Below are 22,312 nucleotides of genomic sequence, written 5' to 3'. Positions count from 1 at the left end.
ACATGCCATCAGTCATCTTTCCCGGACCCGAAGGCCGCCTCGAAGGCCGCTTCCAGCCCGCAACGCGCCCGCGCGCACCGGTGGCGATGATCCTCCACCCGCACCCGCAGGCGGGCGGCACGATGAACGACCGCATCACCCAGCACCTCTACAAGACGTTCGTGGCGCGCGGCTTCGCGACGCTGCGCTTCAACTTCCGCGGTGTCGGCCGCAGCCAGGGCAGCTTCGACAACGGCGTGGGCGAACTGTCCGACGCGGCAGCGGCGCTCGACTGGGTGCAGTCGATCCACCCCGAGGCTTCGTCCACCTGGATCGCGGGCTATTCGTTCGGCGCGCTGATCGGCATGCAGCTGCTGATGCGCCGCCCGGAAATCCGCGGCTTTATCTCGGTGGCGCCGCCGGCCAACATGTACGACTTCTCGTTCCTCGCCCCCTGCCCGGCCTCGGGCATCATCATCCAGGGCGCGGCGGACACGGTGGTGACGCCCAATGCCGTGCAGAAGCTGGTCGACAAGCTGCGCACGCAGAAGCACATCACCATCCACCACGACGAGATCCCGCGCGCGAACCACTTCTTCGAGAACGAGATGGACGACCTGATGCGCTCGGTCGACAACTACCTCGACATGCGCCTCGCGCCGGATTGCCCGATCAAGTAATCGGCGCGAGACCGCGGACCGGAAAACACGAGGCGTCGGAGAGCTACTCCGGCGCCTTTTCCTTTGCTGCCGCCGCCACCGTCTCGCCGCGGCCCGTCGGCACCACCAGGATCGCCACGTTCACCGCCATCACGGCCGCCAGCACCAGCATCAGCACCGCCTGCCTGCGATAGCCGCCGCGCCGGAACAGCGCGGTCGCCCCCAGCACAAGCGCGGCAATGGCAAGAACGAGCAGGGAAAGCGCAATATCCATGGCTTATCCCCTAGCCCAGCACGGCGGCGCAATCGAGCGGGTTTGACAGCGGGCCCCGCGCTCGCCAGTTTCGCCGGCCATGAACAACCACGTCATGGGAAGCGCGCCCCTCTCGCGCCGCACCACGCTACAGCTTCTCGCCACCGGCACGGCCGCGCTCGCGCTGCCGGGCGCCCGCGCGCTGGCCGCCTCGCCTGCCGCGCCGACAAGCGCCGCGCCGCTGCTCGATGCGGTCGCCTGGGACCTGATCCGGCACGCCCCCGAAACCGCCACCACGCTTGGCGTCGATACCGGCACCCATGCCGCGCTGCGATCGCAACTGGAGGACCGCTCCTTTGCCGGACGCGCGGCGCTTGCCGACACGCTGCGCGGCGATCTTGCCAAAGTGCAGGCCTTCAACCCCAGCCACCTGAACCATGCCGAGCGCACCAGCCTGGCGGTGATCCGCAGCGCCTACAAGACCTCGCTCGACGGTCTTGCCCTGCCCTACGGCGACGTTGCCGTCGGCGGCTGGCGCAACACCCCCTACGTGGTGATCCAGAACGTCGGCGCCTATCTCGACACGCCCAAGTTCCTCGATGCCGACCACCAGGTGAAGACCGCCGAGGACGCCGAGGCCTATGTCGCGCGCCTCTCGCAGTTCGACAGCCAGCTCGACGGCGAACTGGAGCGCATGCGCGCGGCGACCGACCAGGGCCTTGTCCCACCCGACTTCCTGCTGGACCGCGCCATCGCCCAGATGGAAAGCACCCTTGCCGATGCCCGCGATGGCGGCGGCGGCATGGTCTCCTCGCTGGTCAGCCGCACCAAAACGATCCCCGGCGACTGGGAAGGCCGCACGAAGAGGATCGTGGCGGGCGAAGTGGTGCCCGCGCTCGAACGCCAGCTCGCCGAACTCAAGCGCCAGCGCGGCCTTGCCAAGAGCGACCCCGGCATGAGCGCGCGCCCGCACGGCGACGAATTCTACGCCTGGGCCCTGCGCGCCAGCACGACCACGACCGTCCCCGCCGCGCAAATCCATGAGCGCGGCCTCGAGGAACTGGCCGTGCTTCACGCCCGCATGGAGCCGATCCTGAAGTCGCTCGGCTACACGCAGGGCACCGTGGGCGAGCGCATGACCGCGCTCGGCAGCGACAAGCGCTTCATGTTCCCCGAGGGCGATCCCGGCCGCGCCGAGATCATGGCCTTCATCCAGAAGCGGGTGGACTGGATCCGCGCGCAGATGCCGCGCGCCTTCCGCGATCCGGTTTCGGGCAAGGTGGAAGTGCACCGCCTGCCGCTTGCCGAGGAACCCGGCGCCCCCACCGCTTACGGCGGCGGCGGCTCGAAGGACGGCACGGTGCCGGGCAAGATGTGGATCAACCTGCGTTCCACCGACCTGCACCGCAAGTACGACCTGCCCACGCTGGTCCATCACGAGGCGATCCCCGGCCACGTCTGGCAGGGCGAATATGCCAACCGCCTGCCGCTGATCCGCTCGATGCTGGCGTTCAACGCCTATTCGGAAGGCTGGGCGCTTTACGGCGAGCAGCTGGCCGACGAACTGGGCGCCTACGACAACGATCCGGTCGGCCGCCTCGGTTACCTCCAGTCGCTGGCCTTCCGCGCCTGCCGCATGGTGGTCGACACCGGCCTCCACACCAAGGGCTGGGGCCGCGAACAGGCGGTGCAGTTCTTCATGCAGAAGAACGGCAACAAGCGGGAGGAAATCGCCAGCGAAGTGGACCGCTACTGCTCCTGGCCGGGACAGGCCTGCGGCTACAAGATGGGCCATTCGGAGATCAACCTCCAGCGCAGCCGCGCGCAGCAGGCGCTGGGTTCGGCCTATGACCTGCGCGATTTCGACCAGGCCGTGGTCGACGGCGGCAACGTCCCGCTCGACGTGCTGGCCACCAACATCGACGACTACATCGCGGTAACGCGCAAGCGCTGATTTCACCGCAGACAGGAAAAGGGCGCCCCGGCCTGGCCGGAGCGCCCTTTTTGCTGCGCCGCGTTGGCGATCAGCGCTGCCCGAACAGGCCCTTGGCGGCATCGGTGATGTCGTCGATCACGCTGCCGTCGCCGTCCTTGTCGAGCAAGGCCGCGAACTTTCCGGGGTCGTTCGCCAGCATGCCGGCAAACTGGCTCAGCGAGCCCTCGCCGCCGATCGCGGCGATGATCTGCTGGATCGTGTCGACACCGAGGCCGGTCTTGGCGGCGGCCAGCTGCGCGGTGTCACCTTCCTGCTGGTGCGCGAAGCCGAGCGCGGCGATCGCCTTCTCGGCCGTCGCCGGCTCGATGCCCAGCTGGCCTGCGAGGTTGGCGACATCGGGGTGTTCGCTGACCTGACCGAGAATGCCGTCGAAAAGTCCCATGTTCGTATCTCCATGAAAGAGAGGGGGGAACCGCAAGATGCACCCTATTCGTGACAAGACAAGGGCCCCGGAACGGTCGCTCCGGGGCCCTGCCCTTATTTCACGCCGAACAGCGCCGGATCACGCCGAAACGGGAGCCGCCTTGCGCACGCCTTCGTCGACATGGGCTTCGAACTGGGCGAAGTTGTCGATGAACTGCTTGACCAGCGTCTGTGCGGTCTTGTCGTACTCGGCGCCGTCCGCCCAGGCGCCGCGCGGATCGAGCAGCCGGGCATCGACGCCGGGCACCGCCACCGGAACCTCGAAGCCGAAGTTCGGATCTTCCTTGAACTCGGCCGTGTTGAGGCTGCCGTCGAGCGCCGCATTGAGCAGCGCGCGGGTGGCCTTGATCGGCATGCGCTTGATGCCTTCCATGGTCGCCTTGCCGCCCGACCAGCCGGTGTTGACCAGCCAGCACTTCACGCCGCCCTTGGCGATGCGCTCCTTGAGGAGGTTGCCGTAGACCGAGGGGTGACGCGGCATGAACGGCGCGCCGAAGCAGGTGCTGAAGGTGGCTTCCGGCTCGGTCACGCCGATCTCGGTACCGGCGACGCGCGCGGTATAGCCCGAGAGGAAGTGATACATCGCCTGGTCGGGGGTAAGCCGCGCGATCGGCGGCAGCACGCCGTAGGCATCGGCGGTGAGGAAGATGATGTTCTTGGGAACCGGGCCGAGGTTCTTCTCCGAAGTGTTCGGGATGAAGTCGATCGGGTAGGAACCGCGGCTGTTCTCGGCCAGGGAGTTGTCTTCAAGATCGATCTGGCGCGTCACCGGATCGATCACCACGTTCTCGAGCACGGTGCCGAAGCGTTTGGTGGTGGCGAAGATCTCCGGCTCGGCCTCGGCCGAGAGGCGGATCATCTTGGCGTAGCAACCGCCTTCGAAGTTGAACACGGCGGTGTCCGACCAGCCATGCTCGTCATCGCCGATCAGCGTGCGCGAGGCATCGGCCGAAAGCGTGGTCTTGCCGGTGCCCGACAGACCGAAGAACACCGCGGTATCGCCGTCCGGGCCGATGTTGGCCGAGCAGTGCATCGGCATCACGCCCTTGACCGGCAGCAGGTAGTTGAGGATGCCGAAGACCGACTTCTTCATCTCGCCCGCATAGGCGGTGCCGCCGATCAGGATCAGCTTCTCGGTGAAGTTGACCGCGATCACGGTTTCGCTGCGGCAGCCGTGACGCGCGGGATCGGCGCGGAAGCCCGGCAAGTCGATGATCGTGTATTCGGGCGCGAAATCCGCGAGTTCGGCCTCGGTGGGACGCACCAGCAGGGTGCGGATGAACAGGTTGTGCCAGGCGAATTCATTGATGACCCGCACCTTGACGCGGTGCTCGGGCTGCGAGCCGCCGAACAGGTCCGCCACGTAGAGCGTGTCCTTCTCGGCGACGGCCTTGAGGAAGTCCTCCTTGAGCGCCGCGAAGTGCTCCGGCGTCATGGCGACGTTGGTCTTGCCCCACCAGACGGTATCCTGCGTCTCGGCGTCCTTGACGATGAACTTGTCCTTGGCCGAACGGCCGGTGTGCTTGCCGGTGGCAACGACGAACGGACCGTCCGCACTCAGTACGCCTTCTCCATTGCGTACTGCATGCTCGACGAGCGGTGCCGTGCCCAGGTTTGCGAATATTTCCGCACTGGTTTCAATGCCTTGTTTGGCAAGCGAGTAGTTCAGGGTAGCGGTCAATGTCATCTCCTCCATTTTCAGACGCCAGACGACGGGGTCGTCTGGCGCCCGGACATTTTTACGCAAGACTCGGGGCCGCGCTTACGCGCCGCTCCCTTTTCGATCAAATCGCCGCAGAAATAAACCAAGCCCCTCGCGACGAACGCCATCCCTTTTGCGTCGGGAACGGAGATTGTCAGCCCGAAGCGGTCCGGCTAGGCGTACCATCCTATCGAAAAATGCTGCGACAAGAGGACAGTGCACCGCCCCATGGCAGATCCTGCGACAGCCCCCGGAGACAGTCCCGCAGCACGCGCGCAGACCATCGCGCTGGTCGATGACGACCGCAACATCCTCACCACCCTCTCGATCAGCCTGCAGGCCGAAGGTTTCGCCACGCGGGTCTATACCGACGGCGAAACCGCGCTGAAGGCCCTGCTCGACAATCCGCCCGACCTTGCCATCTTCGACATCAAGATGCCGCGCATGGACGGCCTCTCGCTGCTGCAGGCGCTGCGCGCGCAATCGAGCCTGCCGGTGATCTTCCTCACGTCCAAGGACGAGGAGCCGGACGAGGCCCTCGGCCTCGCGATGGGTGCCGACGACTATATCACCAAACCCTTCAGCCAGCGCCTGCTGGTGGCGCGCATCCGCGCCATCCTGCGCCGCAGCGAACTGACCCGCACGCCCAGCGATGCGGCCGCTGGCGAAGGCCTGCCGGACCTCGTCGTGCGCGGCCGCCTGCAACTCGACCCCGCGCGTCATCAGGTCGCCTGGGAAGGTGAGCCGGTGTCGCTGACGGTGACCGAATTCCTGATCCTCGAGGCGCTCGCCACCCGCCCCGGCGTGGTCAAGAGCCGTAACCAGCTGATGGATGCCGCCTACAGCGAGGACGTCTACGTCGACGACCGCACGATCGACAGCCACATCAAGCGCCTGCGCCGCAAGTTCCGCGCGGTCGACCCCGAGTTCGGCGCGATCGACACGCTCTACGGCGCCGGTTACTCCTTCTCCGATGCCTGAATCCCGCAGCATGGCGCCCCGCCAACAGGGCATGAAGCGCTCCCGGCGCGGCACGGGCAAACGCGGCAAGGGCAAACGGGGCAAGGGCAAGCACCGGAAAACGCCCCTCGGCATGCGGCTGGGCCTGCCCTGGCGCGTCTCGCTCACCGCGCGCATCCTCGCCGTCAACGTCATCGCCCTCGCCCTGCTGGCCGGCAGCCTGTTCTACATTGACAGCTACCGGCGCGAACTGCTGGCCGAGCGGTATCGGCTTGCCGCCTCGCAGGCCGAGATCGTTGCCCATGCGCTGACCGGCATGGACTCTGCCGATCGCCGCGCACTGATCGCCCGCATCGGCGCCGGGCAGGCGCTGCGCCTGCGCCTCTACGACGCAGGCGGCAAGCTCGTCGCCGACAGCTTCGACCTCGCGCCGCCCTCCTACCGGCTGGTCGATCCCGCCAGCGAGCCCTGGCTGCAGGATGCCGCCCGCGCCATCGACCAGGGCATGGACTTCGTTCTCGGCGCCCCGCCGATCCCGCCGTACGAGGACAATCCCGGGGCCAATGCGCGGGCATGGCCCGAGATCACCCAGGCCCTCCTCAATGGCCGCACCGAGGTCAACCACGAGGCCGCCCCCGACCAGACCCCGATCATCATCGCCGCCACGCCGGTCGGCCATGACGGCGAGGCCCTGCTGGTCACCCGCAACGCCCGCGACATCACCGAAAACGTGCGCATGGCCCGCCAGACCCTGGCGATCATCGTCGGCGGCGCCTTTGCCGTCTCGATCCTGCTCTCGCTGTTCCTGGCGCGCACCATCGTCGAGCCGCTGCGCAAGCTGGTGCGCGCCACCGTGCGCGTGCGCCTCGGACGCGACCGCAGCGTGGTCGTCCCCCGCCTGCCCGACCGCCGCGACGAGATCGGCCTGCTGGCCCGCGCCGTCTCCGACATGAGCGGAGCCCTGCGCCAGCGCATCGACGCGGTGGAGAGCTTTGCCGCCGATGTCGCCCACGAACTCAAGAACCCGCTGACCTCGCTGCGCAGCGCGCTCGAAAGCCTCGACCGGGTGGACGAGCCCGACTTGCGCCGCCAGCTGATCGGCATCGCCAAGGACGACGTGCGGCGGATCGACTTCCTCGTCACCGAGATCGCCGATGCCAGCCGCATCGACGCCGAACTCAGCCGCACGACTTTCGAGCCGGTCGACATGGGGCGCCTGGTGCGCGCGCTGACGAGCGAAAGGGCGCAGCGCGGCGTCAACGGCCATTGCCCGGTCGAAGTCCTGGAAACCAGCGAACCGGGCATGGACGAGACCACCCGCCTGATGGTGCCGGGCGACGCGCCGCGCCTTGAGCGCGTGCTCCAGAACCTGCTCGACAACGCCGTGTCGTTCTCCCCGGCCGGCGCGCCGATCGAGGTCATGCTGGCGCGCGAGGGTACGCGGGTGATCATCGCGGTATCGGACCACGGCCCGGGCATCCCCGAAGGCGCGCGCGAACGCATCTTCGACCGTTTCCACTCGCTGCGCCCTTCCGGCGAGGAATTCGGCAAGCACAGCGGCCTCGGCCTCGCCATCGCCCGCACCATCGTCGAGGCCCACTTCGGCAAGCTGCGCGCGACCGACCGGATCGACGGCGAACACGGCGCGCGGCTGGTGGTCTCGCTGCCCGCATGGCAGGGCGAATGAGCATGGACACCCCACCCGCATCCGCACCGGCACCGGCACATCCCTCCCCCTTCGCGCGCCAGTCGACCTGCGTCGCCATCGGCGGGCGCGGCGTGCTGATCGAGGGCGCATCCGGTACCGGCAAGTCCAGCCTCGCGCTGGAACTGATCGACCGGGGAGCCGCGCTGGTGGGCGACGACAGCGTGCTGCTGATGGCGGAAAACGGCGTGCTTCTCGCCCGCCCGCATCCCAATACCCGCGGGCTGATCGAAGTGCGCAATCTCGGGCTGCTGCCGTTTCCCTGCGTGGAAGAGGTGCCGCTCGCCCTGCTCGTCACCCTCGATCCCGCGGCACCGCGCTTCATCGAGATCCCACAAACCACTGAAATTGCCGGAATCCCGCTGCCACATCTGCGCCTCTGGCCGGGATCGGGACCGCTCGCGCTCAAGACCGAACTGGCACTGTCCCACTTTGGCCACAGGCCGGGCTGACCGCACCGGCACCCCCTTCCCTTTCGCGGCCGCCCGGCGCAAACAGACGCGATGAATCGCGAATCCCCGGAAAGCGGCGCATCCCCCTGCGCCGCCGTTCCTCCCCCCACCCCGGCTGCCGATCGTCAGCGTGTCCTGCTCGTCACGGGCATGCTGGGTGCGGGCAAGACCACTGCCCTGCGGGTACTCGAAGACCTCGGCTGGGAGATCATCGACAATTTCCCGGTGCGCCTGCTCGATCGCCTGATCGAACGGTCCCCGACCGCGGAAGGGTCGCCGCGCCCGCCGCTGGCGATCGGTTTCGATTGTCGCACCCGCGGCTTCGACCCGGCGCGGGTGATCGCGCAGGTCAAGGCCCTCGACGAGCGCGAGGATGTCGAACTCAACACCCTGTTCCTCGACTGTTCGAGCAAGGAACTGGAGCGCCGCTTCAACGAGACCCGCCGCCGTCACGCGCTGGCCGCCGACGCCCCGGTCGACACCGGCATCCGCGCCGAGCGTGAACTGCTGGCACCACTGCGCCGCTGGGCCGATCTCCTGGTCGAAACCACCGAGTTCACCTCGAACGACCTCCAGCGCGTGATTCGCGAAAGATTCGCAACCGAAGCGCCGGAAGACCTCACGCTGACGGTATCGAGCTTCGGTTTTTCGCGCGGGATGCCGCCGCTTGCCGACCTCGTGTTCGACATGCGCTTCGTGGAAAACCCGCATTGGGATCCGGTGCTGAGGCCGATGACCGGGCTTGATGCCCCCGTGGGCGACTATGTCCGGCAGGACCCTGCGTTTAACGAAGCTTTCACGCGGATTCGCGACCTTCTCCTGCTCCTGCTTCCACGCTATCGCACACAGGGCAAAGCCTATGTTCACGTCGCTTTCGGGTGTACGGGTGGGCGTCACAGGTCGGTATTCACCGCCGAACTCATGGCTGCGGCCTTGCGCGATGCGGGATTTTCGCCCACATTGCTGCACCGCAACCTGGGCTCGCGAGCAGCCGATCTTCTGGAAGGGGGTCAGCGGCGTGAAAAATGAACAAGTAACCTGGTCGCCCACGCAAGAAAAAGTTCGGAGCCTGCTTCCAGCATGATCGGCATGATCCTCGTCACTCACGGCAATCTAGCCGAGGAGTTCGTAAACGCGATGGAACACGTCGTCGGCGATCAGTCGGCGGTTGCAACCGTTTGCATCGGTCCCAATGACGACATGGAGCGCCGCCGCAGCGAGATTGCCGACGCGATCACCGCGGTCGACAGCGGTTCGGGCGTCATCATCCTCACCGACCTGTTCGGCGGCACGCCGTCCAACCTCGCCATTTCGCTGATGGAAGCGGGCCGCGTGGAAGTGATCGCCGGCATCAACCTGCCGATGCTGATCCGCCTCGCCAAGGCCCGCGAATGCATGTCGGTGCGCGAAGCCGCCGCCGCCGCGCGCGACGCCGGGCGCAACTACATCACCATCGCCAGCGAGTATCTGGGGCAGGATGCGGCATGAGCGATTTTCGTGAAACGGTGCTGATCGTCAACAAGCGCGGCCTTCATGCCCGCGCCAGCGCCAAGTTCGTGAACCACGTCGCCGAACTGCCGGCCACCGTGCTGGTCAAGGTCGGCAAGGACGGCACCGAGGCCGCCGGCAACTCGATCCTCGGCCTGATGATGCTGGGCGCCGCCAAGGGCGACAGCATCGAGATTTCCTGCGCGGGCGAAGGCGCCCCCGAAGCGCTGGCCACGCTCGCCACGCTGGTGCGCGACGGTTTCGGCGAAGAGTAGAAGGCAAGAGTTTTGGCCGTGCGCCGTACCATTACCGGATTTTCCAACCCGCTCGTCAAGTTCCTGCGCTCGCTGCGCGAGAAGAAGCACCGCAAGCAGGAACGGCGCTTCCTCGCCGAAGGCCTGCGCCTGCTGACAGACGCGCGCGAATGCGGCATCGTGCCCGAGATCCTGGTCATGGCAATCGGCCGTGATCCCCATCCCCTGCTCGATGCGCTGGAAGCGGCCGTTGCGGCCGCCGGCGGCGACATCGTCGAGATGGACGTGGAGATCCTCGCCAAGGTCACCGGCAAGGACAATCCGCAGGCCGTCGCCGGCGTCTTTGCCGAATTCGACACCCGCCTTGCCACCCTCGACCGCTCTGCCGCCCCGATCTGGCTGGTGGCGCAGGCGCTGCGCGACCCCGGCAATCTCGGCACCATGCTGCGCACCGGCGACGCCGTGGGCGCGGGCGGCCTGATCCTGCTGGACGACTGCGCCGATCCCTTCTCGGTCGAGGCCGTGCGCGCCAGCATGGGGGCGATCTTCACGCAGAAGATCGTCACGGCCCGCTGGGACGAGTTCCTGCCCTGGCTGCGCGAAGGCGCCGGAACGCAGGACGCCGGGGCACTGGGCGGCCAGCTGGTCGCCGCCTCGCTGCGGGACCCGACCGACTACCGCGAGGCGGCCTACGCCGCGCCCTGCTTCCTGATGGTAGGCAACGAATCGCAAGGCCTGCCGCAGGCCTACGAAGAAGCCTGCGACCTGCGTGTCACGATCCCCATGCTGGGCCGTGCGGACAGCCTGAACGCGGCGGTTGCGGGGGCAGTTCTGGCTTACGAAGCGCTCGCCCACCTGCGCCGGGACTGATTGCCGTCACCGACCGAAACCGGCAGAGGCGGGGCAAGCCCCTGCCCGCGCCTGCATCGCCGCCATTCCCGGCCCGATGGCTGTCAACGCCTCGCTGGGAACGGCATATCTGTGGCGCACGTTCATCACAGCCTCAGGTCAGCTGTGACAAGGCTTCGCCATGCTTCGTCACGCGATTTTTCCGGCCTCCTGCGCCGCCATGCTTGCGGCCTGCTCGAGCCCCGGCGGCGATGGTGACCCGCAGCTTGCCCGCACCTCCTGGCGGATTACCCTGATCGACGGCCAGCGGCCGCAGGCCGACGGCGCCAGCATCGCCTTCGTGGGCGGCAAGATCGGCGTCCGGGTGGGCTGCAACCGTCTGGACGGCCCCTGGCATGTCGACGACGACCGGCTGATCGCGGGCCCACTCTCGCTCACCGAGATGAGCTGTCCGACGCCCGCCTGGGATCAGGAAAAGGCCATCGGCGCGCTGCTCGTCGCCACGCCGCGCATGGTCGTCGACCATGGCCGGATGACCTTGCAGTCGAGCGGCCATAGCGCCGAACTGCAACGAGAGGCCGCCGTCGCCGGCAAATAGGCCCCGGGGTTCATTCGGCCGCTGCGGCGTCCTCGCTCTCTGCATCGCTGCCTGAACCGCCGGCTGTATCGCCGGCTGTATCGCCGGAAAAGTCGGCGATCTGCCCCCCGGTTTCGGCGTAGCGCGGCATCGCTTCCACCCCCGCCACTTCATCGGAAATCTCGCGCTTGCCGATCTTGATGTGCTTTTCGGTAAGACGGCGGGCACGGCTCATCACGTTGCCTTCGTAGGTGCGGGCAAAGTCGTTGAAGCTGTTCACGGCGCGCCCCAGATGCACACCGACCTTGCCGAGATCGTCCTGCGTCTTGGCCAGGCTGTCATAGAGATCGCTGCCCAGCTTGCCGATCTCGCGCGCTTCCTTGGCGAGGCCTTCCTGCTGCCAGACCTGCGCGATGGTGCGGCAGATCGCGACCAGATTGGTCGGGCTCGCCAGCAGCACGCGCCGCTCGAAGGCATAGTCCCACAGGCTGGAATCGTGGTCGAGCGCAGCGGCGATGAAATGCTCGCCCGGCACGAACATCAGCACGTAGTCGGGCGCGTTCTCGAACTGGCTCTGGTAGCTCTTGTTGCCCAGCGTCTGGATGTGGCCTCGCATCGAGGCGGCATGCTGGTCGAGGAAGGCGGCACGCAGCGTCTCGTCCTCGGCCTCGAAGGCATCCTGATAGGCGTTGAGCGAGACCTTGGCGTCGATCACCAGCTGCTTGTTGCCGGGGATACGCACGATCGCGTCGGGACGCAGGCGGCCATCCTCGGTCTCCACCGAATGCTCGGTCACGAAATCGGTATGTTCGGCAAGGCCGCACTGTTCGAGCACGTTCTTGAGCTGCTGCTCGCCCCAGCGGCCGCGCGCCTTGGGCGCGTTGCGCAGCGAATTGCTGAGACGCGCCGCCTCGCTACGCACACGTTCCTGCCCGGCGCTCAGTTCGACAAGCTGTCCGGTCAGCGTCGCAAAGGCATCGGTGCGCTGCTTTTCAAGCGTGGCGACCTGCTCCTCGTAGCTCTTCAGGCGCTCGCCGACCGGGGCCAGCAGGGTGCGGATACGCTCGGCACTGGCCTTTTCGCTCTCCTCGAAGCGCGCGCCCGCGCGGTTGAGGAAGGCTTCCTGCGCTCCTGCCAGCACTTTGGCCCCGGCATTCTCGAACTCCTTGCGCAGCGCTTCCTGCGCTTCGATGAGGAGGCGCTTCTGCTCGTCGAAATTGGCGGATTTTTCCCGCAGGGTCGCCAGTTCCGAGGCCAGTTCGCGCTGTTCGCGGCGCAAGGCGTCGACCAGCGTCGCATGTTCGGATCGGGTAGTGTCGAGCGCCTGCGTCAGTTCGCCGCGCAGGCGCTGCTGCGCTTCGTCATGGCCGCGGCGGACAAGTTCCATCGCCTGCCCATGCTCGGCACGGGTGCGTTCGAGCGTTTCGGCAAGGTCGTCCGCCCGGCTGGCGCGTTCACCGGCGGCGGCAAGGTCGCGAATCGCGGCGCGGAACTTCTCGTCGAGTTCACGCGCTTCGCGATCGCGGGTTTCGTGGCGGTTTCGCCAGTCGGCGGCCGGCCGGGATCCGAAGAACCAGCCGGCCCCAAGACCGACAACGAGCGCGACAATGGCGACGACTGCGATTTCCATTCCGGCAGCATAGCCAGAACATTCAGGGAACGCCAGCCTTCCGGCCGGCTTTTCCCCAATGCGTGCAAATCAGGCCGCGCGGCGCAGCTTGTCGAGCTTCTTGAGTGCCATCTGGCGCTTCAGGCGCGAGAGATGATCGATGAAGAGAATGCCTTCGAGATGATCCATCTCGTGCTGGAGGCAGGTGGCCATGAGGCCGTCCATCTCTTCCTCGTGCACGGTGCCGTCAAGATCCTGCCAGCGCGCGCGGATGCGCGAGGGGCGTTCGACGTCGGCGAAGATCTCCGGCACCGACAGGCAGCCTTCCTGATAGACCGTGTGGTCTTCGGAAGGGTCGAGGATTTCCGGATTGATGAAGATCCGGGGTTCCTTCCTGGTCGGCTGGTGCGTGTGGTGGTGACCGCCATGGGCCGTGCACACTTCCGGTTCCGCATCCTCGTCGTCAGGCTGGAGATCGATCACCAGCACGCGCAGCGGCACGCCCACCTGGATGGCGGCAAGACCGATGCCCGGGGCATCGTACATGGTCTCGAACATGTCTTCGACAAGCGTCTTGAGCTCGTCGTCGAACTTTTCGACGGGGACCGAAACCTGCTTGAGACGCGGATCGGGAACTTCGAGGATTTCACGGATAGCCATGCCCGCCAAATAAGCGCGATGGCCGATTCTCGCAAGGTCGTCGGTCCGATCAGAGTGATCGTCAGGCCACCGGCCGCCTTGCGCGAATGGCCTGGGCGAGTGTTCCCTCGTCCAGATAGTCCAGCTCACCGCCCACCGGCAGGCCATGGGCCAGCTGGGTGATGCGCACGGCAAGCCCTTCAAGACGCTCGGCAATATAGTGCGCGGTGGTCTGCCCTTCGAGCGTCGCATTCATGGCGAGCACGACTTCGTCGATGCCGCCTTCCTCGACCCGGCGCAAGAGCTGGTCGATGGTCAGGTCTTCCGGCCGCACCCCGTCGAGCGCCGACAACCGGCCGCCAAGCACGTGATATCGGCCATTGAACAGCCGCGCGCGGTCCAGCGCCCAGAGGTCCGCCACTTCCTCCACCACGCAGAGCGAACCTGCATCGCGGCGCGGATCGGCGCAGATGCCGCAAGGGTTGGTGGTATCGATGTTGCCGCAGGTCCGGCACTCGACCAGCGCCTCGCGCACGGCGGCAAGCGCATCGACCAGTTGCACCAGCGAGCTTTCCCGGCGCTTGATGAGCCACAGCACCGCCCGCCGCGCGGAGCGGGGGCCAAGGCCGGGAAGGCGCGACAGCGCGGCGGTAAGCGTCTCGATCTCTTGCGATGCCATGGCGGCGGAGATAGGGCCTGCGCAGCCCAAGAGATAGTCCTTCGGAGAATTCCCCACACCATGCGCATCGTTTTCATGGGAACGCCCGATTTTGCGGTGCCCGCACTCGTCGCGCTGGTCGAGGCCGGGCACGAAGTCGTTGCCGTCTACAGCCAGCCGCCGCGCCCCGGCGGTCGCCGCGGCAAGGAGCTGACCCCCTCGCCCGTCCACAAGGAAGCCGAGGCCCGCGGGATCGCGGTGCGCCATCCGGTTTCGCTGAAGAGCGCCGAGGAACAGGAACAGTTCGCCGCGCTGGGCGCCGACATCGCCATTGTCGCCGCTTACGGCCTGCTGCTGCCGCAGGCGGTGCTCGATGCCCCGCGCCTTGGCTGCCTCAACATCCACGCCTCGATCCTGCCGCGCTGGCGCGGGGCGGCGCCGATCCAGCGGGCGATCCTGGCGGGCGATCCCACCACCGGGGTGACGATCATGCAGATGGAAATCGGGCTCGACACCGGGCCGATGCTGGCGACGCTGCGCACGACGATCGACCGCAAGACCGCCGGTGAACTCACCGCCGAACTGGCCGAAAAGGGCGCGCAGCTCATGGTCGGCACCCTGCGCGACCTTGCCGTGCACCGCGCCGTCACCCAGCCGGAAGACGGCGTGACGTATGCCAGGAAGATCGACAAGGCCGAAGCCCGGCTCGACTTCGCGGCTCCCGCCGAGCAGGTGGAGCGCCAGGTGCGCGCCTTCATGCCTGCGCCCGGCGCCTTCTTCGAACTCGATGGCGAGCGCTACAAGGTACTCGCCGCCGATCTCGCGGAGGGTTCGGGCACGCCCGGCGAAACGCTCGACGACGTTCTCACCGTCGCCTGCGGTGAAGGCGCGATCCGCGTGACCCGCATCCAGCGCGCGGGCAAGCCCGCCATGGAAGCGGCGGACCTGCTGCGCGGCCGTCCGGTCGCTGCCGGAACGAGGCTCGCGTGACCCGTTTTGCCCTCACTCTCGAATTCGACGGCGCGCCCTACATGGGCCTGCAGCGGCAGGTGCACGGGCCCTCGGTGCAGCAGAGCGTCGAGGAAGCGGCCTTTGCGCTGACCGGGGAAGTCACCGGCATGCATGCCGCCGGGCGCACCGATGCGGGGGTCCATGCGCTGGGCATGAAAGTGCACATGGACATCGACAAGCCGTTCACGCCCTTCCAGTTCTCGGAAGGCATGAACGCGCGGCTGCGCCCGCATCCGATCGCGGTGGTCGGCTGCGAGGTGGTGCCGGACGACTGGCACGCCCGCTTCTCGTGCATCGGCCGCTCATACATCTACCGCATCGCCAACCGCCGCGCCCCGCTCACGGTGGAGCGCGGCAAGGCCTGGCAAGTGCCCAAGCCGCTCGACGAAACGGCCATGCACCGCGCCGCGCAAAGGCTGGTGGGGCTGCACGACTTCACCACCTTCCGCTCCACCCATTGCCAGTCGCAGAGCCCGCTCAAGACACTCGACCGGCTCGAGGTCCGGCGCGAGGGCGAGATGGTGCTGATCGAGGCCGAGGCGCGCAGCTTCCTGCACCACCAGGTTCGCTCGATGGTCGGCTGCCTCGCGCTCGTGGGGATGGGCCGCTGGGAGGAAGCCCGAGTCACCGCGGCGCTGGAAGCGCGCAACCGGCAGGCCCTCGGCCTCAATTCGCCGCCGGACGGGCTCTATTTCGTCAAGGCGACGTATCCCGGGGACTGATCGGGGCCGGTCCAGCGCGCCGCGCCATACGCCGTCTTGGGGATTTCCCCTGCGCCGACGAGGGTTTGCCCCAATGGGAGCGCTGACACTTTCCCGGTACCTTCGATCCTGCCGAATGGATGACATCGGCCCGGCCGGTCATGCCCCGCCGGGATTGGGCAGGAGGTGGCAATGCGGGATCTCATGTTGAAGTACTTTGCCAGCGCGAACGTGCTCGTGCTCAGCGTCGCATTCGTGACCAAGGCCTGGAGCCAGGACCCCTCGCCGCCCCCGGTTTCGGGCGATGAACGCGATCAGGTGGTCCAGGTCTGCATGGCCGAGGCCAAGGCGCGCGGCGAAAAGCTCGGCGCGCGCGACGTGAGCATGCGCAAGGTCGAGGATACCGACAAGAAGAGCGACGGCCGCGCCTCGGTGCGCGCCGAAGTCGATGTCGCGATCCCCGACAAGGACGGCAAGCTGAAAATGAAGAAGATGACCTTCAAGTGCGACACCCGCCACGGCACGGTGACGGCGTTCTCCTACGACTGACATGAAAAAAGGGAGGCCGCGGCCTCCCTTTTGCCTGTTCGCCGAGGCGCAAAGTCCGTTTGGAAATTCGCCAAAAGCGAATTTCGCGGCACCAGCCGCCCTCAAAATGCCCTATCGGGCATTTTTCAAACAGACTCTCGGGCCATCAGGCCTTGGCGACGACGCTTTCGGGCAAGTCGGTGCCGAACACACGCTGGTAGTATTCGGCAACCATCACTCGCTCGGTCTCGTCGCACTTGTTGAGGAACGAGAGGCGGAAGGCAAAGCCCACGTCTTTGAAGATCGCGGTGTTCTGCGCCCAGGTGATGACGGTGCGCGGGCTCATCACGGTCGAGATGTCGCCGTTCATGAAGCCCTGGCGCGAGAAGTCGGCGACCTTGACCATGTTGGCGATCGTTGCCGCATCCACCTGCGGCACCTTCTTCGTGACGATTTCCGTCTCGACCGGCTGCGGCAGGTAATTGAGGCCGACCACCAAGTTCCAGCGGTCCATCTGGCCCTGGTTGATCTGCTGGGTGCCGTGGTAAAGGCCCGAGGTATCGCCAAGGCCGACGGTATTGGCCGTGGCGAAGAGGCGGAAGTTCCGGTCCGGGCGGATCACGCGGTTCTGGTCGAGCAGCGTCAGCTTGCCCTCGGTTTCGAGGATGCGCTGGATCACGAACATCACGTCCGGACGGCCCGCGTCGTATTCGTCGAACACCAGCGCCACCGGGTGCTGGAGCGCCCAGGGCAGCAGGCCTTCGCGGAATTCGGTGACCTGAAGACCGTCACGCAGGACAATCGCGTCACGGCCGATCAGGTCGATACGGCTGATGTGCGCGTCGAGGTTGATGCGGATGCACGGCCACTTGAGGCGCGCGGCCACCTGCTCGATGTGCGTCGACTTGCCGGTGCCATGGTAACCCTGCACCATCACGCGGCGATTGTAGGCAAAGCCCGCCAGGATCGCGAGGGTGGTATCCGGGTCGAAGACATAAGTCTCGTCCAGATCGGGCACGCGTTCGTCCGCCACGGAGAAGGCGGGCACCTTCATGTCGATATCGATCCCGAAGGTCTCGCGCACGTCGAGTTCGATATCGGGGGCGGCCAGCACGGTGGCGTCGCGACTCTCGGCTTTCATGGTCTCAGTCATCGTGCCTAACCGCGTAGACAAGCGGGCGCTGCACCGCAACAGGGTTTGAACACTGCCCCCGCCCGTCAGCCGCGAAACTTCGGCGGCAACGCGAAGAGATCGATGAACCGCCCGGCCAGTGCCGGATCGCCGCCGACCTTGAGCTTGCCCACCGCCTCGCCAAGGCTGCGCTTGCCGTAGAACACCGGCAGGAAATCGGACGCGCTGGCCGCGGTGAAGCGCAGGTCCGGCGCGCTCATGCCCTCTCCGGCCGGGTGGATGGCAAGCTCACCCCCGCGCAGCCGGGCCGCGAACTTCTGCGTGCCGATGTCGAATTCCACCCAGAGCGAAAGAGCGCCCGCGCGGACCGGATCGATCAGCGCCCGCAGCGACAGCATCAGCGCCACCGGCGTGAACGCCAGCGCCGGATCGTGCCCCGGCGCGCGCAGCCCCCAGCGCACCAGTTCCAGCAGCACCGGCTCCAGCCCCTGCCCCCATTCGGTGAGCCCATAGACCTGCACCGAGGCGGGCGGCGCCATGCGGATGCGCCGGACGATGCCCGAAGCCTCCAATGCCACCAGGCGCTCGGTCAGGACCTTGGCGCTCAGCGTGGGCAGCGCGCCGCGCAGTTCGTTGAAGCGGCGCGGGCCCAGCAGCATCTCGCGCACGATCAGCAGCGACCAGCGTTCGCCGATGAGTTCCAGCGCCAGCGACGCCCCGCAGGCATCGTCATACCAGCGCCCGTGGCGGGCGGGCGCGGAGACTGGCGCAGCCCCGGCGCGCTTCGGCGCCACATCAGTTTCATTTAGTAACTTCATGGTTGCTTTTCGTAACCTTGAAGCGCAGCCCATGGCAATAACGATTCGCCGCAAGTGCGCCGTTCGGGAACGCTTGAATGATCCGTTCCTGAGCGAACTTGTGGTACGATCCTCGAAGGGAGACGACAGATGCCCCTGTGCGATGACGCGGCAACGGTGATCAGCGGCTTCAGCAACGTGCCGCCGCAAGTGCGCGGACACGTGCGCGACTTGCGCATCCGCTGGGCGCTGGAGGAAATCGGGCGCGACTACCGGCTCGACCTGATCGACGCGATGGCCCCGCGCAGCGGCGAGTACCGGCAATGGCAGCCCTTCGGCCAGGTCCCCGCCTTCGACGATGGCGAGATCCGCATGTTCGAAAGCGGCGCGATCCTGCTCTATCTCGGCGAACAGGACGCGCACCTGCTGCCCACGGCCCCGCAAGCGCGCTGGCAGGCGATCACCTGGCTGTTTGCCGCCGGCAACTCGGTCGAACCGGCGCTTGCCCACCTTAACGGGCTGGACCTGTTTTTCGCGCAGGAACCCTGGGCGGAGCAGGCCCGTCCCGGCGCCGTCAAGCAGGCCCGGCGCAAGCTGGCCTCGCTCCAGAAGGCGCTGGGCGAGCGCGCGTGGCTGGCGGGCCCCTTCTCCATCGCCGACGTGCTGATGGTCACCGTGCTGCGCCTGCTCGACCACACGGATGTCCTCGCCGAGTTCCCGGCCCTTGCCGCCTACAAGGCACGCGGCGAGGCCCGCCCCGCCTTTGTCCGCGCGCTTGCCGAACAGCTTGAAGCCTACGCCGCCCCCACGGGAGAGTGACCCCCACAGGAGATACAGCCATGGCCTATGTCGACGGTTTCGTGATCCCCGTACCGGTTGCAAGCAAGGACCGGTTCATCGCCCACGCGCGTGAATTCGACGACTATTTCATCGAATATGGCGCCATCCGCGTCTGGGAATGCTGGGGCGACGACGTTCCCCACGGCAAGCAGACCGATTTCCATCGCGCCGTCGCCGCCAGGGAGGACGAGACGGTCTGCTTCAGCTGGATCGAATGGCCCGACAAGGAAACCCGCGACCGCCAGATGGGCCTGCTCGGCGAACTGATGAAAAACGACCCGCGCTTCGACCCGCAGACCAATCCGCCCCCGTTCGACGGCGCCCGGATGATCTTCGGCGGGTTCCAGCGCGTCGTCGCGGTGGGAGAATGACGATGGGCAACCCGGTCGGCAGCTTCATCTGGTACGAGCTTCTCACCAGCGACATCGACGGCGCCGCCGTCTTCTACAAGGCGGTGGTCGGCTGGACGATCTCGCCCGATGCCTATCCTGATGCCGAGGACATGAACTATCGCATGATCGGCCGCGACGACGGCGGCATGGCCGGCGGTGCGATGGAGATCACGCAGGACATGGCAATGGGCGGCGCCCGCCCTTGCTGGCTGCCCTATCTCGCGGTCGACGACGTCGATGCCGAAGTCCATGCGATCGTCGCTGCCGGCGGGCGAGAGCAGCTTCCCGCCTTCGACCTGCCGGTCGGCCGCATCGCCATGGTCGCCGATCCGCAAGGCGTGCCGATCTACCTGATGAAGCCGGTGTCCCCCGCCGGACAATCACTGTCCAGCGATGGCCAGGATCAGGACGATGCCGGCTCCGTCAGCGATGTCTTTTCCGCCACCGAGACCCAGCACGTGCGCTGGAACGAACTCGCCAGCCCCGACCAGGCCGCCTCCATGGCCTTCTATGCCAGGCACTTCGGCTTCACGTTCAACGAGAAGATGTCGATGGGCGACATGGGCGACTACTGCTTCATCGGCCACCACGGACAGACGCTCGGCGCGATCATGCAGCGGCAGAGCGACCAGCAACCGGCAATGTGGCTGTTCTACTTCGGCGTCCCCTCCATAACCGCGGCAAAGGCGGCGATCGAGGCCCATGGCGGAACCGTGCTGATGGGGCCGCACGAAATCCCCGGCGGCGAGTGGATCATTGTTGCCATGGACCCGCAAGGGGCAGGTTTCGGTGTTGTCGGACCCAAGGGCGCTTGATGCGGGCAGCCCGTCGATCATGGCTTGACGGCGGGCATTTGTTCCATAATTGTTCCATCGAGGACATGGACTGCGAGGAGCACCGGGAATGGCAGACTACACCTTCTACACCAACCCCATGTCGCGCGGCCAGATCGCCCGCTGGGCCCTCCACGAAGCCGGTGCGAACTACGATCAGGTGATTGTCGAGTGGAAGGATAAGCCCGCAGGCTTCCTCGACATCAACCCGATGGGCAAAGTGCCCACGCTTGTCCATCATGCCGATAGCGGCGACCGGGTGGTGACCGAAGCCGCCGCAATCTGCCTTTACCTGGCCGAGATGAACCCCGAAGCCGGCCTCCTGCCCAGCGAAACCGAAATGGCCGACTATCTGCGCTGGACCTTCTTCGCCTCGGGGCCGGTCGAACAGGCGGTCATGTCGCGCCACTTCAACAGCGAACCCTCTCCCGAACAGGAAATGATGGCCGGCTGGGGCAGCTTCGAGCGCACGATGAACACGCTGGAAAAGCACCTCGAAGGGCGTGACTGGGTCTGCGGCGCACGTTTCACGATGGCGGACGTCTATGTCGGCAGCGCGGTGGACTGGGGGCTGACATTCGGCACGATGCCGCCGCGCCCTGCTTTTGTTGCCTATGCCGAACGGCTTCAGGCCCGCGACGCCTACAAGGCCGCGAAGGCGGTGGACAACACGCTGATTGCCGAGATGAAAAAATGACCGCGCCGGCACCTCGGGCCAAGAACCGGATCTGCCTGTGGTATGACGGCGCGGCGCAGGAAGCGGCAAACTTCTACGCCGGCGTGTTTCCCGATACTTTCGTCACCGCGGTGACCCGCTCACCCGCCGACTATCCCGACGGCAAGGCAGGTGATGTGCTCACCGTCGAGTTCTCGGTGATGGGGATCGCGTGCCTCGGCCTCAACGGCGGCCCCGCCTTTCCGCATAGCGAGGCCTTCTCGTTTCAGGTGGAGACCGAAACGCAGGAAGAGACCGACCGCTACTGGAACGCCATCGTCGGCAATGGCGGCGCGGAGAGCAAGTGCGGCTGGTGCAAGGACAAGTGGGGCCTGTCGTGGCAGATCACGCCCAGAGCCCTGTCGGACGCCCTCACCAATCCTGATCGCGCCGCCTCCAAGCGGGCGATGGAAGCGATGATGACGATGCGCAAGATCGACATAGCCGCCATCGAAGCCGCACTGGCAGGAACCTCCGCATGAATCCCGGCCCCAGCCTCGAACTCTTTGGCCATCCCTTCTCGTCCTACACCTGGAAGGTGCTGATCGCGCTCTACGCCTACGAGGTGCCATTCACGTTCCGCCTGGTCGGCCCCGACCATCCGGAAAACGTTGAGGTTGTCCAGACCGCCGGGCCGCAAGGCAAGTTCCCGGTGCTGCGCGATGGCGAGAACCTGCTCTTCGAAACGACGTCGATCCTCGAATATCTCGACCGCCATCATATCGGCGCAGGCACGCTGATCCCGGAAGACCCCGACGCCGCCACCGCGATCCGCATGCTCGATCGGGTCTTCGACAATTACGTGATGAACGTGATGCAGGTGGTCGTGGACGAACATATCCGCTCGCCCGATGCGCCGGACATGGCCCGCTGCACCGAAGCGCGTGGCCGGCTCGAACGCAGCTACGCCTGGCTGGAAGGCTGGCTGCAGTTCTATCCGGCAATGGACCATGTCACGCTGATCGAATGCGCGGCGGCGCCTTCGCTGTTCTATGCCGACTGGGTCCACCCGATCCCCGAAGAACTGCCCCGCCTGCGGCAATGGCGTGCGCATCTGCTGGCCCTGCCCCCGGTTGCGCGCTGCGTGGACGATGCCCGCCCGTACCGCTCCTACTTCCCGCTCGGAGCGCCCGACCGCGACTGACACCACATTCGGAGAG

At 66.7% G+C, this 22,312-nt stretch carries 27 protein-coding genes; 19 read left to right on the top strand and 8 right to left on the bottom strand.

The window, feature by feature from the left end:
- Nucleotides 1–2 precede the first annotated feature (2 nt).
- Nucleotides 3–659, top strand: coding sequence for an alpha/beta hydrolase (locus DM450_RS05890; protein ID WP_142633245.1), 657 nt, complete (start codon nucleotides 3–5; stop codon nucleotides 657–659).
- 43 nt (nucleotides 660–702) lie between these two features.
- On the opposite strand, the gene DM450_RS05885 is transcribed toward DM450_RS05890, so the two are convergent.
- Nucleotides 703–912 (bottom strand): hypothetical protein, encoded by a 210-nt coding sequence (locus DM450_RS05885; RefSeq protein WP_142633243.1) that lies wholly within the window; start codon nucleotides 910–912, stop codon nucleotides 703–705.
- 94 nt (nucleotides 913–1,006) lie between these two features.
- On the opposite strand from DM450_RS05885, the gene DM450_RS05880 reads away from it, so the two are divergent.
- The gene (locus tag DM450_RS05880) at nucleotides 1,007–2,845 is read left to right on the top strand and encodes a DUF885 domain-containing protein (protein WP_142633242.1); all 1,839 of its coding nucleotides are present in this window, start codon (nucleotides 1,007–1,009) and stop codon (nucleotides 2,843–2,845) included.
- Between the two features lie 70 nt (nucleotides 2,846–2,915).
- On the opposite strand, the gene DM450_RS05875 is transcribed toward DM450_RS05880, so the two are convergent.
- Together DM450_RS05875 and DM450_RS05870 are read right to left on the bottom strand one after the other, a co-directional pair.
- Entirely contained in the window at nucleotides 2,916–3,269 is a 354-nt protein-coding gene (locus DM450_RS05875) for a hypothetical protein (RefSeq protein WP_142633240.1), read from the bottom strand.
- Between the two features lie 120 nt (nucleotides 3,270–3,389).
- Nucleotides 3,390–4,997, bottom strand: coding sequence for a phosphoenolpyruvate carboxykinase (locus tag DM450_RS05870; protein ID WP_370584526.1), 1,608 nt, complete (start codon nucleotides 4,995–4,997; stop codon nucleotides 3,390–3,392).
- Between the two features lie 243 nt (nucleotides 4,998–5,240).
- Here DM450_RS05870 and DM450_RS05865 point away from each other — a divergent pair, with 243 nt between their 5' ends.
- From DM450_RS05865 to DM450_RS05830, 8 genes are all read left to right on the top strand, one after another.
- Complete coding sequence (locus tag DM450_RS05865; RefSeq protein ID WP_142633237.1) at nucleotides 5,241–5,993, top strand: response regulator transcription factor; 753 nt, start codon at nucleotides 5,241–5,243, stop codon at nucleotides 5,991–5,993.
- A 112-nt stretch (nucleotides 5,994–6,105) separates the two neighbouring features.
- Nucleotides 6,106–7,659, top strand: a complete 1,554-nt coding sequence (locus DM450_RS05860; RefSeq protein ID WP_142637562.1) for a stimulus-sensing domain-containing protein — start codon at nucleotides 6,106–6,108, stop codon at nucleotides 7,657–7,659.
- Nucleotides 7,660–7,661: 2 nt separating this feature from the next.
- A complete protein-coding gene (locus DM450_RS05855) occupies nucleotides 7,662–8,129 on the top strand; it encodes an HPr kinase/phosphorylase (protein WP_142633236.1) in 468 nt (155 codons plus the stop codon).
- A 51-nt stretch (nucleotides 8,130–8,180) separates the two neighbouring features.
- The gene (gene rapZ, locus DM450_RS05850; RefSeq protein WP_142633234.1) at nucleotides 8,181–9,158 is read left to right on the top strand and encodes an RNase adapter RapZ; all 978 of its coding nucleotides are present in this window, start codon (nucleotides 8,181–8,183) and stop codon (nucleotides 9,156–9,158) included.
- A gap of 51 nt (nucleotides 9,159–9,209) precedes the next feature.
- Nucleotides 9,210–9,617, top strand: coding sequence for a PTS sugar transporter subunit IIA (locus tag DM450_RS05845; RefSeq protein ID WP_142633232.1), 408 nt, complete (start codon nucleotides 9,210–9,212; stop codon nucleotides 9,615–9,617).
- Nucleotides 9,614–9,892: an HPr family phosphocarrier protein gene (locus tag DM450_RS05840; protein ID WP_142633230.1), complete on the top strand. Its 279-nt coding sequence runs from the start codon at nucleotides 9,614–9,616 to the stop codon at nucleotides 9,890–9,892. The genes DM450_RS05845 and DM450_RS05840 overlap by 4 nt, the downstream gene beginning before the upstream one ends.
- A 12-nt stretch (nucleotides 9,893–9,904) precedes the next feature.
- The gene (locus DM450_RS05835; RefSeq protein ID WP_142633228.1) at nucleotides 9,905–10,741 is read left to right on the top strand and encodes a TrmH family RNA methyltransferase; all 837 of its coding nucleotides are present in this window, start codon (nucleotides 9,905–9,907) and stop codon (nucleotides 10,739–10,741) included.
- Between the two features lie 160 nt (nucleotides 10,742–10,901).
- The gene (locus DM450_RS05830; RefSeq protein ID WP_260610232.1) at nucleotides 10,902–11,318 is read left to right on the top strand and encodes an META domain-containing protein; all 417 of its coding nucleotides are present in this window, start codon (nucleotides 10,902–10,904) and stop codon (nucleotides 11,316–11,318) included.
- Between the two features lie 10 nt (nucleotides 11,319–11,328).
- Here the strand turns inward: DM450_RS05830 and rmuC are convergent, their stop codons facing one another.
- From rmuC to recR, 3 genes are all read right to left on the bottom strand, one after another.
- A complete protein-coding gene (gene rmuC, locus DM450_RS05825) occupies nucleotides 11,329–12,927 on the bottom strand; it encodes a DNA recombination protein RmuC (protein WP_142633226.1) in 1,599 nt (532 codons plus the stop codon).
- Between the two features lie 69 nt (nucleotides 12,928–12,996).
- Nucleotides 12,997–13,566, bottom strand: a complete 570-nt coding sequence (def, locus tag DM450_RS05820) for a peptide deformylase (protein WP_142633224.1) — start codon at nucleotides 13,564–13,566, stop codon at nucleotides 12,997–12,999.
- 61 nt (nucleotides 13,567–13,627) lie between these two features.
- A complete protein-coding gene (gene recR, locus DM450_RS05815; protein WP_142633222.1) occupies nucleotides 13,628–14,224 on the bottom strand; it encodes a recombination mediator RecR in 597 nt (198 codons plus the stop codon).
- Nucleotides 14,225–14,284: 60 nt separating this feature from the next.
- Here recR and fmt point away from each other — a divergent pair, with 60 nt between their 5' ends.
- The 3 genes from fmt to DM450_RS05800 all read left to right on the top strand — a co-directional run bounded on the left by fmt (nucleotide 14,285) and on the right by DM450_RS05800 (nucleotide 16,464).
- Nucleotides 14,285–15,193: a methionyl-tRNA formyltransferase gene (fmt, locus tag DM450_RS05810; RefSeq protein WP_142633220.1), complete on the top strand. Its 909-nt coding sequence runs from the start codon at nucleotides 14,285–14,287 to the stop codon at nucleotides 15,191–15,193.
- Nucleotides 15,190–15,936, top strand: a complete 747-nt coding sequence (gene truA / locus DM450_RS05805) for a tRNA pseudouridine(38-40) synthase TruA (RefSeq protein WP_142633218.1) — start codon at nucleotides 15,190–15,192, stop codon at nucleotides 15,934–15,936. Before fmt ends, truA begins: the two co-directional genes overlap by 4 nt.
- Nucleotides 15,937–16,107: 171 nt before the next feature.
- Nucleotides 16,108–16,464, top strand: coding sequence for a hypothetical protein (locus DM450_RS05800; protein ID WP_142633216.1), 357 nt, complete (start codon nucleotides 16,108–16,110; stop codon nucleotides 16,462–16,464).
- A 145-nt stretch (nucleotides 16,465–16,609) separates the two neighbouring features.
- Here the strand turns inward: DM450_RS05800 and cobS are convergent, their stop codons facing one another.
- Both cobS and DM450_RS05790 read right to left on the bottom strand, forming a co-directional pair.
- Nucleotides 16,610–17,584, bottom strand: coding sequence for a cobaltochelatase subunit CobS (gene cobS / locus DM450_RS05795; RefSeq protein ID WP_370584527.1), 975 nt, complete (start codon nucleotides 17,582–17,584; stop codon nucleotides 16,610–16,612).
- A gap of 77 nt (nucleotides 17,585–17,661) precedes the next feature.
- Nucleotides 17,662–18,369 (bottom strand): winged helix-turn-helix transcriptional regulator, encoded by a 708-nt coding sequence (locus tag DM450_RS05790; RefSeq protein WP_260610231.1) that lies wholly within the window; start codon nucleotides 18,367–18,369, stop codon nucleotides 17,662–17,664.
- A gap of 153 nt (nucleotides 18,370–18,522) precedes the next feature.
- On the opposite strand from DM450_RS05790, the gene DM450_RS05785 reads away from it, so the two are divergent.
- From DM450_RS05785 to DM450_RS05760, 6 genes are all read left to right on the top strand, one after another.
- Nucleotides 18,523–19,191, top strand: coding sequence for a glutathione S-transferase family protein (locus tag DM450_RS05785; protein WP_142633210.1), 669 nt, complete (start codon nucleotides 18,523–18,525; stop codon nucleotides 19,189–19,191).
- A 20-nt stretch (nucleotides 19,192–19,211) separates the two neighbouring features.
- On the top strand, nucleotides 19,212–19,583 hold the full coding sequence (locus DM450_RS05780; RefSeq protein ID WP_142633208.1) for a DUF1428 domain-containing protein: 372 nt from the start codon (nucleotides 19,212–19,214) through the stop codon (nucleotides 19,581–19,583).
- 2 nt (nucleotides 19,584–19,585) lie between these two features.
- Nucleotides 19,586–20,419 carry a VOC family protein gene (locus DM450_RS05775; protein ID WP_142633206.1) on the top strand — a complete coding sequence of 278 codons (834 nt, stop codon included), beginning with the start codon at nucleotides 19,586–19,588 and terminating at the stop codon, nucleotides 20,417–20,419.
- A gap of 88 nt (nucleotides 20,420–20,507) precedes the next feature.
- Entirely contained in the window at nucleotides 20,508–21,134 is a 627-nt protein-coding gene (locus DM450_RS05770; RefSeq protein WP_142633205.1) for a glutathione S-transferase family protein, read from the top strand.
- Nucleotides 21,131–21,634: a VOC family protein gene (locus DM450_RS05765; RefSeq protein ID WP_142633203.1), complete on the top strand. Its 504-nt coding sequence runs from the start codon at nucleotides 21,131–21,133 to the stop codon at nucleotides 21,632–21,634. The genes DM450_RS05770 and DM450_RS05765 overlap by 4 nt, the downstream gene beginning before the upstream one ends.
- Nucleotides 21,631–22,296 carry a glutathione S-transferase family protein gene (locus DM450_RS05760; protein WP_142633201.1) on the top strand — a complete coding sequence of 222 codons (666 nt, stop codon included), beginning with the start codon at nucleotides 21,631–21,633 and terminating at the stop codon, nucleotides 22,294–22,296. Before DM450_RS05765 ends, DM450_RS05760 begins: the two co-directional genes overlap by 4 nt.
- The last annotated feature ends 16 nt before the right edge of the window (nucleotides 22,297–22,312 follow it).

The sequence above is a fragment of the Sphingomonas sp. IC081 genome (assembly GCF_006874585.1).
Taxonomy (GTDB): domain Bacteria; phylum Pseudomonadota; class Alphaproteobacteria; order Sphingomonadales; family Sphingomonadaceae; genus Novosphingobium.
This window is presented reverse-complemented; position numbering and strand designations above follow the sequence as displayed.